This window comes from Novosphingobium profundi (genome assembly GCF_018491765.1).
Lineage (GTDB): Bacteria > Pseudomonadota > Alphaproteobacteria > Sphingomonadales > Sphingomonadaceae > Novosphingobium > Novosphingobium profundi.
The window spans coordinates 135,974-150,201 of the sequence record NZ_JABWCU010000003.1; the positions used below are offsets into that span (position 1 = coordinate 135,974).

Below are 14,228 nucleotides of genomic sequence, written 5' to 3' on the forward strand. Positions count from 1 at the left end.
TGATGGTCGCATAGGTCCCAAGGACTGGCACGCCTCGACTATTTTTCCGCGGCTGTCGAAGCTTTGAAGAAGGCGGCCTGGAACTGGTCATGATTGTGATGCGGGCCTGGCGATCTCTGCGTCGAAAGAGCGAGGTGCTTTTTGCAGGGGTAGGTCGATCTTGCATTTGCAATGTGTTCATCCCAACCGGACTCCAGCCTGTTTCACTTTGCTCACTTTTGAGAGGAGCTCCAGGAGTAGATGCCATGGCGCAACGCAAGACGAAGTCAGGACCGACGGCGTCTGAAACGATCGCCGCCGGTCTCGCCTTCAGCCGTTCAACTTGTCCTTGACCGCTTTTGCCGCGGTAAAGCTCAGCTTCTTGGATGCTGGGATCTGAATGGTTTCGCCGGTCGAGGGGTTGCGGCCTTCGCGAGCAGCCGTTTCCTTCACCTTGAACTTGCCGAAACCATTGAGCGAGATTTCCTCGCCGTCGGCTGCGGCCTGAGCGATGGCGGCAAATACGGCATCGACACTCTTGCGGGCATCGGCTTTGCTTGCTCCGGTTTGCGTAGCAAGCTTCTCGGCCAGATCGGCGTTATTCATGTATCAACTCCTGTCTTGGTGCTGTGCAGTGCTTAGGGCGTGGCCGTCTATATCCTTGCCGCCAACTCGGCCAGTTTTTCCTGGCATAGCTCGTTGACGATCTCGCCCAAAATCTCGACGCGTTCGGAGAGGTAGATAAACTCCTCGTCCGTCATCTTGAATTGATCGGAATGCCGGGCCTTTACATAGGCGTCCTTGAGCTTGTTGAAGCGTGCTTCCTGCTTGCGGGTTTCTCGGGGCCAGGCATCGATCAAGCGCGGAGACAGCCGCTCCGCCAGTTGCCGCAGAAATTTGATGTTGTGGCTGTAGGGAGTGTAGAATGTGAAAACGAGTAACACGCAGTAGTAGAGGCGCTCGCAGGCTTGCTGGAGATTGTAAGCGGCGTCGGGATATTGTTTTGTCTCATAGCAGAATTGAAATATTTTTCGAGAAGCGATAGCCAATTCGAACCATTGATTGTAATAGTCCGTCGCCATGTCGTAGGCTTGCTGGGGCGTCTTCGGCTTTGGCTTGTGCAGTTCGCGATCATCGGACTGGTAAAGGGCAATGCCATCACGCGCGATATCCATGAAGAAATAGCGGCCGTGCGCGAGCCCGTCGTTCACCTCCTGGAGGGTGTGGACGATGAAATTGACCGGAGTGCGCAGCCGATTGAGGATCATCGTCTCGCGATCGATGCGTTCCTCTGCCTTTTCCCAATATTCGAGCCTGTCGGTGAGTTCCTTCTGGTTGACGATGACAAGCAGATCGAAGTCTGAGCGGTAGCCTCTTTCGGTGTGCGGTTCATGCACCCAGCGTCCGGTGGCGTAGGACCCATAGAGTATGATCTTGAGGATGCGGCCAAGCTTGCGCTGGCCAGTCGGCTCGCCATGCGCATCTTCGAATTCCTCGAAAAGGATCTGTATGACCCGGTCGAGTTCACGCCGTTTGTTCACCGGCAGATGGTCGATATCGGTTTTCATCGCACTGGGGTCACTTCGACAAGCTTTGGGGAAGGGCGCTTTCCGCGTCAGTCAGGTGAAAACCGCTCCCCTTGAACAGCAACGGTTCGTCATAGGCCTTCGCCAGGGCGTAAGCGAAGCAGTCGCCATAATTGAGCTGTGCCGCGTGACGTCCGCTGCCGAAGTCGAAAAAGGCCTGTCTCGCGATCAAGCCTTGCTCAACCGTGACCGGCTCAACCCGGATGCCCGCTCGGCGCACGAAATTCTCGGCGTGGCGGGTTCCCTCTGGGCCGAGCTGTTTCTCGATCACGATCGTCAGCTCGACATAGGTGGCGACGCTGAGGCGGCAAATGTCGGCGTTCTGGATTATTGTGGTAAAGGTGGCTGCTTCCTCTTCGCCATAGAGGATGGATATGAGTGCTGATGTGTCGATAATCACTTGGCGAGCCCATCGTTGTCGAACAACTCGTCCGCGTGAGGTGTGTGGGGCTTTTTCGCCAGTTCGGCTGAACGGGCTGCAATTGCAAGAAGGTCCGCAACACTGGCGCGCTCGCGTTGGCGCTCAATCCGGCCCAACCGGTCGCGCAGGGCTTCAACGACAATACGTGTCATGGGTTCACCCGTCTCGCGCGCGATCGCTTGCGCCAGTCGATGCGCTTCGGGATCCTTGATGTTGAGGCTAGCGCCCATGACATTCTACCCATTTGTTCAATGATCTACCATTCTCTCAAATCGGCGCAGGAATGACCAGAACAAAATGAGACAATCTGTCTTGATTGGTCAGTTTTGCAGCGCCTTTGCTGGTCGATGCTCTTCGTTTCGCGTATGGTAAGGCGGAAAGGAACTTGCAGTGGATGCTGCCATCGAAGAGACACTGGCCGAAGCAGACACGGGGCGGCCGAGCCTTTCTGCCTGGCTCTGGCATCCTTGGTACGCCAAGCTTTGGTGGGCGGCCATTCCCTCGTGGTGGCTCGGCATGGCGATTTCCACACGGATACCGGTCCTCGAGCTCTTTTATGGCAGCGCTCTGGCGGGCATTCTCAATGTCGTGTTTTTTCCGATGACGGCGCTATTGGTCTTGCCTATCGGTTTTATGCGCGCGTGGCTCGATGGTCACATCGGCCAAGAGGGCGGTATCCCACTGAGTGAAGATGAAGAAGAAGAATTGATTTGCGCTCGGCAGCGGAGAGAAATGCATCAACGGTTCATGGATAACCTCGGAATGGGGACAGATATGTTCGATCCCCGTTCGGGCGCGCTCTGGATCGGAAATCCCTTGAACCCGAACAATCCCGGCTACATCAACCCACATACAGGCAAGCATCTCTAGCGCTTCTTGTAAGCGCTATCTCCATCATCAGGGCTACCCGAAATGTCCGTCGAGAACGTGCCACTGCTTAAAACCGATCTCTGTTCCAACGAGGTCAACGGTCCCGTGATATCGAACGTGGCTCGCCCGTTGTCGGCATCTTGTAGGTAGCGATTGCGCAAACCTTCACTTCCTAGAATTCGATCGGACAGTTCGCGCGAGAAAGCTGCGGCCGGATTCTTGGAGCGAGCAGCGGCTCGCTCCGCAGCCGCAATGGAATTGCGCACGTCATAGCTGACGATATCCAATGACGATTGAGCAGTTTCATTTATGCTGCCAACGTCTCGGCTTTCAAAGCCAACTTTGGCGCCAAACTGGCCTGTCGCAGTGCGGTCAGTTCTGTCAGTTGTGCTGCGTGTCCCAAGTTGCCTTCCTGCGGGTTTGCTACCTCGGCCTCCTGATGCTTGTGTGTCTGATGCGGCGATGACGGCACCAGTATCGATGCCTACATTGGTACCCATTGCAGTTTGGTCTTGCGCTGAACGTGACAACGACCGCTGCCAACCAGTCTGGGCGATTGTTGCCTGTACATCACGCTGAAGGGTGTCGGCGACTTGCGGTTTGAGGCGCCATTCGCCCTTGCGGTCCATCTCGAACCCGCCACGAAGCCAGTTGGCCAACTGGGCCTGCCCTCCAGACCCACCGCCCAAGAAATGCTCGATGGTGTCCGGGCCAGCCTGCTTGCCGGCCTCGAACCGGGTGCTGGTATCGCTGCGCGCGGATCGGCTGAAATCGGTCCCGCTGGAGACCAGAAGGTCATTGTGGGCGAAACTGAAGCGCGCATGGCCGCCGTTGGCGATCGCGCCAAGCTGACTTTCGTTTATCAGTCCCGCCTTCCACAGGGCCGCCGCGCTCGCGGGCGTTAGGTTGAGGCCCAGGTCGCCATTCTGGTCCATGGCAAGCTCTCGCTTGGAAAGACGGACCCCGCTCGCCGCCAGCAGACCCTGCATGCGGGTAAGGCGCTCCCTCGCGACGATCTGTGTCAAGCGCGCGTTGCGGGCGCGATCCGCTATCCCCGGTGCGCCGCCTTCGCGCAGGTCGATCTGATTGCCCGCGGTGGCGCTGAGTGCCTGTATGAAGCTGTCGAGCCGGGCAGCCTCGCGCGTCGAGACGCCAGCAGCCGACGCACCCTGGGCGAAGCCGAAATTTTCCGATTGCCTGCGCTGTTCGCCAATCTGCGCGGCGCGGCGCGTACCGCTCGTGCCAACCTCGCGCTGCGCGTCGAGTTTGCCGGACCGTTCGGCGAAGTCGTAGCCCGCCGCGTCCCGCGTCCGGTCGTAGACGCTCGTCCCCTCGCGGCCCGCCTCCGCGGTCGCACCATCGGCCGTCCCGAGCTGTGTCGCGGCGGTGTAGCGCTCGAGCGCGGCGACCACTTGGGCCTCGTTACGCCCGGTCGCGGCGGAAAGCTGCGAGATGGCGGTGCTGCGGGCCTCGCCCGCGAGGGCCTGGAGGAAGCCGATCCGCCGTGCCGTCTCGTCCACCGACAGACCCAGCATCGCAGCCGCTTCCCGCTGCCCATGGTTGCCGCCGCTGCGCCAGCCTTGTTCGGTGGCGACATTCGCCCGTTCGATTCCGGCAACGCTGGTGCCTGCGTAGTCGCGTCGCCCCTCCATGGCCCCCGCCTGTATTTGCGCGGACGTCAGGTCGTCACGCAGCATCCTCTCCTGATCGAACGTATGGGCGATCAGTTTGGCGAAGGTCGGATCCGCCTGGGCCTCGCTGATCACGCCGCTGGCCTTGAGCCGGGCATCGTCGGGCGGATAGCCAGCGCGCTCGAAATGCCGCCGGGCCCCCTGCAGCATCATGCCATAGGCACGTTGATCGCCAAACGCGCGCCACTGGACAAGGTTCTGGCTGAAGGCCGCGAACGCCTTCTCGCCAACTTCGCCCTCGCCGAAATACCCTGTCCCGATTTGTCGCAGGGCGTCCGTCTGCGCAAATTGGTGGATTGCGCTTGTTGCCGCATTGGCCTGGACCTGGCGGGCGACTGCGGGGTCGGAAAGATCCCGGCCGGTGAGGGCGGGCGCCAGACCGCCCAGTTGCCGCGAGCCTTCGATACCGCCCAGCGCGAAGGCCGTCGTGCCGGAGGTCCCGGGCTGTTCGCCAAGCACGTGACCCGCCTCGCCATACAAGCGGTTTGCGGTAAAGTTCGTGCGCTCGCCGAAATCGCCAAAGCGCGACGCGGCCGCCGCGCGCGAACCTGTCCCCATCGCCGACGCCTGGGCCTCCAGGGCAGACGCGCGGCCCTCGGCCGTCGCCATCGGCGATGCGGCGGCCACCGCCTGGCCGCTGATGCCGAGCGATCCCGAGGTAAAGGACGTGAACATGTTGCCACTGAAGCGAAACACCGTGAACACGAAAGCGCCCGCAAGGCCAGCCGCCGCCGAGCGGAAACTGCCAAAGATCGCCAGAGCCTTCATGGCCGCAGACGGCGCGAGCAGCCAGGTGTTGGCCGCTACGGCATTTGCGCGCAATACGGCGAGTGTTGCCATCGCGCGGCCCAGCGTGAGCTGATAAATCCCCGCGTCGATTACCCCCCACAGCGCCACGAACACGAACATCCCGAGCGCGAAGCTCGCCACCCGCAAGTTGATGGGCGTCAGGATGAACAGCAGGGCGATCGGGATCATGAACAACATGATCCCGAAAACCGTAGCGCGGATGGTCGGCATCCATTCGTTCGCAACCGACATGGTCGCAAGACCACTGGAGATCACCGCGCGATTGGCCATCACCCGCGCAGCGCTCGCCGGTGAATCCTCGAACAGGACATCACCCACCGTGTTGCCGAGCAGAATGTGCGTGAGGAAACCCTGTGCACTCAACGACCGGCCCAGCATGGTCTCCCCCATGTCGCCGAGCCGCTCGCGGCAGCGCGCCATCTGCAGGGCATCATCTGTGTCGTAGCCGGTCCGGGCGCAGATCTGGCGGGTGTAGCCGTCGAACAGCAACGGGTGGGACAGGCGCTCCAAGATATGCTCCCAGGCCTCGTTGCAACTGACGGTCGTGCCGCCTTTGTCCGTCTCGGTGTAGATGGTCGCGAAGGTGGCCGGGCCGGCCATCGCCGCAAAGGACCCGGGCAAGTCGTTCGTCGTGCGGAACAACTGGTCGTCGTCGACGCCATAGGCTTGCGATACCCGCGCCACGGGATAGCACTGCCGAACATAATCCTTGATAGTGGCGTCCAGAAACACGTCGGTCATCGGACCGTGCGGGCTGACCGCATTGAGAAAGAGATCGAAGCTGTGTCCGCCAGCGCCGAATTCCATCTTTGCGGCCGGATCGAGCGTATTGTCGTCGATCGTTTCAACCACAACTCGCTCGATCATGTTGGTCGCGCCTGCGACGAGGACCAGCAGATTGGGAACGTCCCCGACTGGCTGATAGGCATTTCGTACCCGGTCGTAGACATGCACCGTTCCGGTTGTGGCGATGAGGCCCACGAAAAGACCAACGCCAACAAGAATCTGGAAGCCGAAGGCCACCAGCCCCATGCCGCTCCCGCGCACGCTGGCAAGGATCGCGCCGAGACCGATCCCCACTGTCGCGATGATCATGACCAGGGTCTCATAGCGCGGGTCGCTGAAGATCATCGAGACAAGGCGAAGGGCATCGACCGTTTCGGCAAATCCGTCGAACGTGTGAAAGCTCGTGTCGATTGCCCATGCGGGCGAGGCGAGGAGCAGGGCGCAAAGGGCGGCAAACAATCCCAGGGGCCGGCGCATGGCGTTGTCTTCCTACCGTTGACGCGCGGCTGCACCGGCCGCATCGCGTGCATCGCGATCGCGTTCCCGCAGCAGCCCGGCATAATTTGCGGAGAGGTTGGCCTGGCTGAGGGCGGCCATGTAGCTCTGGCGCATTTGCGCGCGCTGGCGCTGAACCTCGTCTCGAAGCTCACGCATCTGCTCCAGGCCCTTCGACAAGATCCGGGTCTGGCACACGCTGGCCGTATTGCCGTCGGCCGAACCCGCAACATTTACCCCGCGTTCGGCGTTGGTCACGGTGAAGTCGATCGTGCGCGTCAGGTCATTGAGCATCTGGTAGGCCAGCGTGAGGGCCACCAGTTCGTCGGTATCGGCAATGACGGAATCGACCACGCCCTGCCGTACGCCCCATTCCAGCATGCGATAGACCGGAAGCGTCCTGACATTGGCGACGAACTGCCGCTCCTCGCCCGACAGCGCCGCGCGCGTGCGGATCTTGGTGGCAATCGACTGCAGGCGCTCGCGTGCCAGGACGAGGGCGCCGCGCCCCGAGCCATCCCGCGCGCAATCGGCCGTCGTTGGAGGAACGTTGAGCGAACGGCGCTGCACCCGTCCGGTCAGCAAATCCTCGGCACTTTCCGTGTCCTGGGCGGGGCATTGCGGAATCGCTGTGAACAAGGGGACCTTGTCGGCGTCGTCCCAGCGCATGTAGACATCGCCGACCCGAGCCCGCATCACGCTTGCCCAATCGCCAGCGCCCACGCGCGCAGCCGCATGGGCAAGGAGCGAGCCGGTGCGGAAGATGTCGGTGACCTCGCCAGGGCAGTTGGCGAGGGCGTCCTTCAAGTCTTCGGTCGGATTGTTGTTGTTGGCCTCGATCTTCTCGCGGCTCTGCTGGTAGCTTTTCGCGAATCCCTGCTTGACGGAGCGATAGCCCGTCATCTCCTCGATGATCCCGGACATGGTGTCGCCACCACGGCTGATCTGGACCATCCGGTTGGCCAGGCGGCAATCGTTGACCTGGATCGAGTTCAGGAAGTTGGTGGCCGCTTCCATCTTGGAGATGATGTTCCCCATCTTCTCGTCGAGCGTCTCGAGCAGATACTGGAAGGCAACGGCAGGGGCGGCCTGCAGGATGCTCTCAAGCTTCTGGACAAGATAGTCCGGGTCGAGGAACGACATGCCCCCCAGAAACATGTCGATGCCCCCACATCCGGCCCGCACCTTGGGCAGGCTCATCGACATCAGGTAATCGTTGTGGACATCGACCCGGCCGGACATACCGCCCGCGGTCACGTAGCCCCGGGTCTGGTCCTCGAAGCTTCCCGGCGACGTGTAGGTCACGTTGTCGAACCAGCTCTCGGCCCAGCCTTGCGCGTGGGCCGGCGTTGCGAAAGCCATCGCGGCGAGGATGACGGGGATCAGGGGGTGAACGACGTGGCGACAGAAGGCCATGGCGGGCTCCGTTTCATCGAGGAGGGCTGGGGAAGGAGCGAGGCTGCCACGCTCAGTCCTTTCCCGGCGAGGTCGCCGGCAATCCCACGATGCCGGTGAATTTGGACATGGCCCTGACGCCCACGGCCGGCTTGACGCCCGTCAGGATCTTCGCCGCCAGATAGAGGTTTCGGGCAAGGTTGGCGGCATGATCGGTGCCCATCGCCACCGGCACCATGCGCACCTCGTCGCCGATGGGGCGCACCCAGACAACCGGATGCCCCACCCACGGCAGGCCGAAGTGTCCCGACCGGACGACGGCGTCCTGGCGGCTGATCGTACGGACCTGCCAGCCATACCGGCGTCCCAGTGTCGAGAGCTTGCCCCAGATATCGCCGCAAGGCACGCAGCCGCGTGCCGTCGTCGTCTCGATGAGAAACACAGACCCCAGTTCGCGCATCGTGACCGTGAAATCGGCCGGGAAGTCGCGTGTCACCGGAACACGCGAAAGCCAGGCCTGCAGCGCCCCGGCGTCACCGACTGGATGGATCGCGGCCTGCATCGGCGTCCCAAGCGCCCCGTCGTGTGGCGCGCTTTGGGCGCAGGCTGGCCCCGGCGCGACGACAAGGCCCGCAAGGGCTGCAAGAGGGAGCACGCGCCTCATGGCCTGGGCCCATGGGAAAGGTCGATCGGCTCTGCCTCAAACGTTCGTGGGTCGCTTGCCGAAACCGGACCATTGCCCAGCGCATCGAAAAAACCGGCATCTTCGCCCGGTCCCGTCATGAACTGCTCGGGCCGAATGTCGCCGCGCAGAAGCCGAACGGCCTGATAGGCCATCTGCGCCAGGTTCGGGTATGCCTCGACGCCGGTTGCGATGATCATGCGTTGCCGGCTGCCGCGCCGGATGATCATCGTGGTGGGTGTGATCTCGACCCCGAAACGCGCGCCGACGTCGGGCCGCTCGTCGAGATCGAAACGCATTACCTGCCAACCCGTTTCCTCCTGGAAACGTTGAACGATCGGCCACTGGACCCGGCAATAGCCGCACGTCGCTCGCGAGAACATGACAAGAGCGAACTCCCCGCCATGCGCGCGCAGGTAGGACCGGCGGATGGCGTCTTTCTGCGCGGACATCTCGGACCGGGCATCGCCGACCATCGGGTTGGCCGACTTCGAATTGAGCTCGGGAAATTGCAGCATCGCGATCTGCGTGACACCTGCGAACGCGCGCGCCTTGCGACGGGCAAAGTCCTGCAGCCTCCAGAAATCGGCAACGGCATTGACCGTCAGGACAGTCGCGGCATAGTCGCGTTGCGCCTCGATGAGCTTGCGGATCCGCGGCGGTGTCCAGGTTGCCAGTTCGCGCATCGGCGGGATCAGGGGCTTGGCAAGCACATCGGGATCGGGCTTCGGCGAGGCCGGCGCGCGTGGGGCTTCGTACCACCAGTAGCCTTGCTTCGACGTCAGCGCTTCCGCGTCGCTCGCTTGGCAGACATTCGTTTGCAGGAGCACCAGCACCGCAATTGTGGTCAGCACGGCGCGCCTGCGCCGCGAAGAGCGACGACGCGCATCGTCGGGCGCCATCTTGGCAAGGCTCCATGGCTCATCGAGGTGCTTGCGAACACGGCGCAACAGGCCCGACAGGCGCGAAGCGCGCCTGCGGGCAGGAACGACATGGTCGAGATCCCTGTCGCCCGCGCCCATGACGCGATACACCAGCGTTTCGCACCCGCGCCCCGTCACAGGATACGCTCCATGCGAGCGAGGCTCGTGACCGGAACCAGCCCGAAATAGCGACTGTCGAACCCTCGTGGATGTGTCGAGCCGACATAGATCTTGCCGACGGGAATGACGCCGCTCCACGTCAGATGGGCAAGTCGCATCCCGTTGTAGGCCTCCGGGACACTCGCGCCCAGGAAGTGGCCGTTGCAGTAATAATGACCGTCGCGGCTGCCTGGCATGAGCAGCGAGGGCGTCTCGAACATCGTGAGACGATCGCCCGGCAGGCACAGGGCATGCTTGGTGACGGAAATCGGCTTCGGGCCGGCGATCGGATGACGCAGCGTGAACATCACGTAGTCGCCGCGAGCAATCGGCCCAGGGCTTTTGCGCAGCGCATAGGCTTCGATCGATGGGCTCATGACCAGCGTGACGTGCGGCAGGAGGCGTGCCGCGAAGAACGCGAGCGGCAGAATTACCAGCATGGCCTGCCAGAGGCGTTCGGGGCGGGCGCGATGCGCTGGTCCGCGAGCGCCAAGTGCCATGGAGGCCTCGAGCGGCAATCGCCTCAGCTGCGCGCAGAGACTGGCGAGAACCCTAGCGATCAACCAGAAGAGCCTGAGCATGGCTTACCTCCTCCTTTCCGCCGAGCCGGGCATAGGCCTCGAACATTCCTGAAAGCGCGCTGTCGCCGGTAACGACGTGGCGCGCGCGGGGGCTGTCCTCGTCGCGTTCGCAATAGGCCTGCGTCGGGTCGCCCGGGATCATCGCCAGCGCCGGCACCTGGGCGATGGAGTGCTGGCGAAACACGATCGGGTCGATGATCAGCTGGACAGCGCGCATGCGGCACCCGGGGCCCTCGCAGCCCGGGTCCAGTCGCAGGATCTGCGCGGTGAGCCTGGCCATCGGTTCCATCTTTCGCAGGCCGCCGGGCGCCCCCCGGAAGGCCATGACACCGTTCACCCTCTCCAACTGCGCGGCGTAGTTGCGCAGCGTCGAAATCGGCATTGACGAGGACACGAACAGGACCGGGACCCATCCTTTCGCCGTGAAATTCCTGGCAGGCCTCGCGATCGCCTGTTCCTCGCCCGGTTCAAGCCCCAGGGCCTGTCGCAGGGCTTTCGCCTGGCGCTCCCGCTCCGCGGCCAGGCTCGCCTCGCCGCGCGCCTGTGCGGCGCGCGCGCGTTGCTCCATTGCGGGCGATGGCGCACGGTTGCGCAGGGCTTCGAACGCGCGGCGATGATCTTCCGGTGCGTCCATTCGCGGCAATTGCGGATCGGAGAGGCGCGCCGCTTCGCCCTGGCTTCGCGCGATTGCGTCCTCGAGGCGATCCAGGCTGGCTGCCCCCTCGTCGGCGATCGAGGGCCTCGCCCCGTCCTGGGCAGGGGCCGATACCGCGCTGCACAACAGCGCTGGCAGGACAAGGCTAGGGATTGACGGCTTTGAGATACGCATCGACGCGCTCCCCCATGTCGATCTGGATGTCGGATTGCGTGCGGGTCTCGATCTCGGCATAATATTCGGTGAGGTCGATCTTGCTGAAATCGAGCGCCTGGAATTCTTCGGGCGTAAAGCCCCGGCACATCGGATTCTTGGGCGTCCCCCACAAATTGCCATTGAACGCCTGGAGCTGGGGGCGGCCTTGCTCCTGGAGGATGCGGCCAAGCTTGGTGTTGAAGCAGCAGGATCCACGTGCCTTTTGCAGGCAGATGCCCAGAAAGCTTGACGTGCAGTAGCTGCCGATCTCGTGGCACATGCCCGAGGCGCGCAGCATCGCGGCTCCCATGTCCTGCTGGTCACAGCCCGCGAACAGGAATTCCATCATGAAATTGATCGCGAGGCTGACCGCCAGCGAGGTCGGGTCGAGCCCGATGATGAGCGCATTGGCGCCGGCGTTGGCAGCTTGGCTTGCACTCGCGCCGGCCTTGAAGGCGGTATAGGCCGCGCGCATACCCGTGAACACGCCCTTGGCGACGGCGACCTTGGTTCCAACCGAGGAAATCGATGCGCCCATGCCGTCCTTCACGATCTCGCCCTTGTCCTTGCAGCAATCGGAAAAGGTGGTGCTCAGTCCCGCCGGACGACAGCGCAGCCCCCGCCCGGAGAAAATCTCGATGTGACCCATGCAATTGCCGTCGGCATCGATCCCGCCATCGGCCTCGCGGCCCGGGTCCTCGAGTGGCGGTTCTTCGACGATGGGGCTCGTCGCAAGATCCGCGCACAGGTGGGGGGAACAGGAGGGAACTGCATTGGCCGTTCGTTGCAGGCAGGCGTACGGCGCTCCGGCCGGGCAGGCGTATTGTCCGCGCGCATCGGCGACACAGTCCACCTCCTCGATCGGACACAGCCATGCCCCGCTCAGCGTGGAAAGACAGCTCGCCTGCTCGCCTTCATCGGCTGCGTCGCCATTGGCGTTGAGGTCCGCGGCACAAAGCTGTTGCGCGCTCGCGCTGGCGGGATGGCCGAGGAACCCGGCCAGGGCGAGCGCGAGAGCCACGCCGCGCGAGGGGAAGGGGTGACGTGCGATGCTGCGGGCTGGGCGGATCATGGCGCGCTCCGGGTGCAGACCATGTCGGCGCCGGCGAGGCGGACGGTCTGCATCATCACGACCGCTTCGGGAAAGTCGTCGAGGCAGCCACATGGCTCGACGATCTCCTCCCCTGCGCCCGCCGGGCATCGATTGTCGCTGGTACAGGCGTGAAAGAACGTGTCGAAGCCGGTCGGCACGTTCTGCTTCGCGCCGACCACGCCGTCCAGGCCAGCCTCGCTGTTGGGTTTTGGGGCACGGGTCTTGCACACGGCTTCGCAGGCCGGGACGGAGCCGCGATCCGGTAGCGCGAAGGCGCGCGTCGCGGTGATAAGGCTGCCATCGCTCTGCCGGACGCGGTCGGCCAGCATCGTTTCGGTCGAATGGTCGAGGATATAGGCCGCCCGGCTCGTGTCGGGCTCTGCCATGGTGTCGAGACGGCACCGATAGGTCCGCTCCTTGAGGAAGAAATCACGGGTAAGCTCGGTCGGGCAGGCAGGGCCGCCGAGGAGACGGGTCTGGGGAAGGGGCCGCAGACCGGTCGCCACCCCGTTGATCCAGGTCTGCACTCCGTCGACGAGTTCACTGTCGAGCCTACATCCGGTTGCGCCGGCAATCGGTGCGCAACCATCGACAAGGTCTTCCTGCGTCTGGCAACCATCGTCGACTTCGACGTGGATCTGCGCCAAGGCTTCGCCGCCTTGGGCCACGGCCACACGTAGCCAGATCTCATGGTCACCCGCCGTCAGCCATGGCGTCAGGTCGCGATCGGGAGAAGCATGGCTGGTCTTCTTGAGCTCGCACGCGCCCGGCGGTGTTCCCAGCGATGACCAGCCGACCGGTACCGACCCCAGGAGCTGTCCGTCGATGCGAAGCTGCGCCCAGTCGTCGGCGAAGAACTGGCTGAGGCGCGCCGCGACAATCCGCTCGGGCTCACCGACATGCAACGTCATGCGAAAATCGATGAGCGTGCAGCTTGCCCCGGAGAGGCTGTTGTCGGCCGGCGAGCCCATCAGGAAATCGAAGGCGTTCGCGTTCCGGATTGTCGCATAGCCGCCCGCTGTGCGTCGGACGATATCGTCCAGGGCCGGTTTGCGCACCGCTGCCCTGCGCTCGATCGTGCAACGACGGTATTGCAGCGTCGCCCCCGTGCCAATCGCGGAGCCCTCCAGCGCCTGAAACACGGCGTTGCCGCGCGCGGTGGACGCGGCGTCCGACGCGATTTGTGTGGTGTTGGCGCGATAGGTGGTCTGCGCCAGATCCGTACTGGGAGCGCACGCGGTGGACTGCGCGCCGACATAGCGAATGGCAGGGCCCTCGATCGCGGCTTGCGCGATTGCGTAGCGTGGGTCGGCGCTCGTGAGGGCACCGACCATCCCGCCGCCCAGGTCGCGAAGCACCGAGGCCATGTTGCCCCAGGCAAGACCTGAGCCGCAACTGTTGTTGATGCAGTAGCAGCCTGCGAGCTCGGACATGTCGACTGCGGTCAGCTTCAGGGCCTTGGTCCCGTCGACATCCCAGCGGTAGTAGCTGCAGGCGTCCCAGGTGCCCGGTTGGCAAGAGACAAGGCCGTTCGCGCAAATGCCCGAGACGGGGACGGGCAGGTTCGAGGTCGCGTCGAGGATGCCGTCGAGATCGGTGTCTCGCGCGATCCTCACCGTTCCAAGATCGCCCGTGTCCGACGGCTGCACCAGTACGTCCAGCATGGTTGCCGTCTTCTGGCAGGCGATATCGGGGGTGAAAGTCTGGCTGTCGTCAAGCGTTGCAATCGGCTGCCCGGCAAGGCCCGGCGTTACGTAGTTGCGCAGAAGCGTCTCGCTGTCGCGGGTCTTGGCCCGCGAGGCCTCGGCGGCGGCACGGGCGCGCTCCTCCACGGTCTGGGCCTGGGCGGCGTTGGTCACGGCAAGAGGAAGGGCCAGCGCGGTCGCAACCAGGGAGCGTGCGTAGAG

The 14,228-nt window shown here is 63.5% G+C and carries 13 protein-coding genes; 1 reads left to right on the forward strand and 12 read right to left on the reverse strand.

All coding sequences use genetic code 11. The features are described 5' to 3' along the window. Positions 1 to 309 precede the first annotated feature (309 nt). Genes HT136_RS03195 through HT136_RS03210 form a run of 4 tightly spaced genes read right to left on the reverse strand, consistent with a single transcriptional unit; the run spans position 310 to position 2,216 of the window. Positions 310 to 585, reverse strand: a complete 276-nt coding sequence (locus tag HT136_RS03195) for an HU family DNA-binding protein (RefSeq protein WP_214197747.1) — start codon at positions 583 to 585, stop codon at positions 310 to 312. A 47-nt stretch (positions 586 to 632) separates the two neighbouring features. Next, the gene (locus tag HT136_RS03200) at positions 633 to 1,547 is read right to left on the reverse strand and encodes a HEPN domain-containing protein (protein ID WP_214197754.1); all 915 of its coding nucleotides are present in this window, start codon (positions 1,545 to 1,547) and stop codon (positions 633 to 635) included. A 10-nt stretch (positions 1,548 to 1,557) separates the two neighbouring features. Next, on the reverse strand, positions 1,558 to 1,965 hold the full coding sequence (locus HT136_RS03205; protein WP_214197755.1) for a type II toxin-antitoxin system VapC family toxin: 408 nt from the start codon (positions 1,963 to 1,965) through the stop codon (positions 1,558 to 1,560). After that, positions 1,962 to 2,216, reverse strand: a complete 255-nt coding sequence (locus tag HT136_RS03210) for a type II toxin-antitoxin system VapB family antitoxin (RefSeq protein WP_214197757.1) — start codon at positions 2,214 to 2,216, stop codon at positions 1,962 to 1,964. The genes HT136_RS03205 and HT136_RS03210 overlap by 4 nt, the downstream gene beginning before the upstream one ends. A 160-nt stretch (positions 2,217 to 2,376) precedes the next feature. Between HT136_RS03210 and HT136_RS03215 the strand changes: the two genes are divergently transcribed. Continuing rightward, a complete protein-coding gene (locus tag HT136_RS03215; RefSeq protein ID WP_214197759.1) occupies positions 2,377 to 2,856 on the forward strand; it encodes a hypothetical protein in 480 nt (159 codons plus the stop codon). Here the strand turns inward: HT136_RS03215 and HT136_RS03220 are convergent. From HT136_RS03220 to HT136_RS03255, 8 genes are all read right to left on the reverse strand, one after another. Further along, a complete protein-coding gene (locus tag HT136_RS03220; protein WP_214197766.1) occupies positions 2,853 to 6,620 on the reverse strand; it encodes a conjugal transfer protein TraG N-terminal domain-containing protein in 3,768 nt (1,255 codons plus the stop codon). The two genes, HT136_RS03215 and HT136_RS03220, sit on opposite strands and share 4 nt — an antisense overlap. 12 nt (positions 6,621 to 6,632) lie before the next feature. Then, a complete protein-coding gene (locus HT136_RS03225) occupies positions 6,633 to 8,000 on the reverse strand; it encodes a conjugal transfer protein TraH (RefSeq protein WP_214198355.1) in 1,368 nt (455 codons plus the stop codon). Between the two features lie 106 nt (positions 8,001 to 8,106). Further along, entirely contained in the window at positions 8,107 to 8,697 is a 591-nt protein-coding gene (locus HT136_RS03230) for a hypothetical protein (protein WP_214197768.1), read from the reverse strand. After that, complete coding sequence (locus HT136_RS03235) at positions 8,694 to 9,617, reverse strand: conjugal transfer protein TraF (RefSeq protein WP_214198357.1); 924 nt, start codon at positions 9,615 to 9,617, stop codon at positions 8,694 to 8,696. The genes HT136_RS03230 and HT136_RS03235 overlap by 4 nt, the downstream gene beginning before the upstream one ends. A 155-nt stretch (positions 9,618 to 9,772) precedes the next feature. After that, on the reverse strand, positions 9,773 to 10,378 hold the full coding sequence (locus HT136_RS03240; RefSeq protein WP_214197770.1) for a S26 family signal peptidase: 606 nt from the start codon (positions 10,376 to 10,378) through the stop codon (positions 9,773 to 9,775). Further along, positions 10,350 to 11,207, reverse strand: coding sequence for a type-F conjugative transfer system pilin assembly protein TrbC (locus HT136_RS03245; protein WP_214197772.1), 858 nt, complete (start codon positions 11,205 to 11,207; stop codon positions 10,350 to 10,352). The genes HT136_RS03240 and HT136_RS03245 overlap by 29 nt, the downstream gene beginning before the upstream one ends. Next, positions 11,179 to 12,300: a conjugal transfer protein TraN gene (gene traN, locus HT136_RS03250; protein ID WP_214197774.1), complete on the reverse strand. Its 1,122-nt coding sequence runs from the start codon at positions 12,298 to 12,300 to the stop codon at positions 11,179 to 11,181. The genes HT136_RS03245 and traN overlap by 29 nt, the downstream gene beginning before the upstream one ends. Further along, a complete protein-coding gene (locus HT136_RS03255; RefSeq protein ID WP_343222092.1) occupies positions 12,297 to 14,180 on the reverse strand; it encodes a hypothetical protein in 1,884 nt (627 codons plus the stop codon). The genes traN and HT136_RS03255 overlap by 4 nt, the downstream gene beginning before the upstream one ends. Positions 14,181 to 14,228 lie beyond the last annotated feature (48 nt).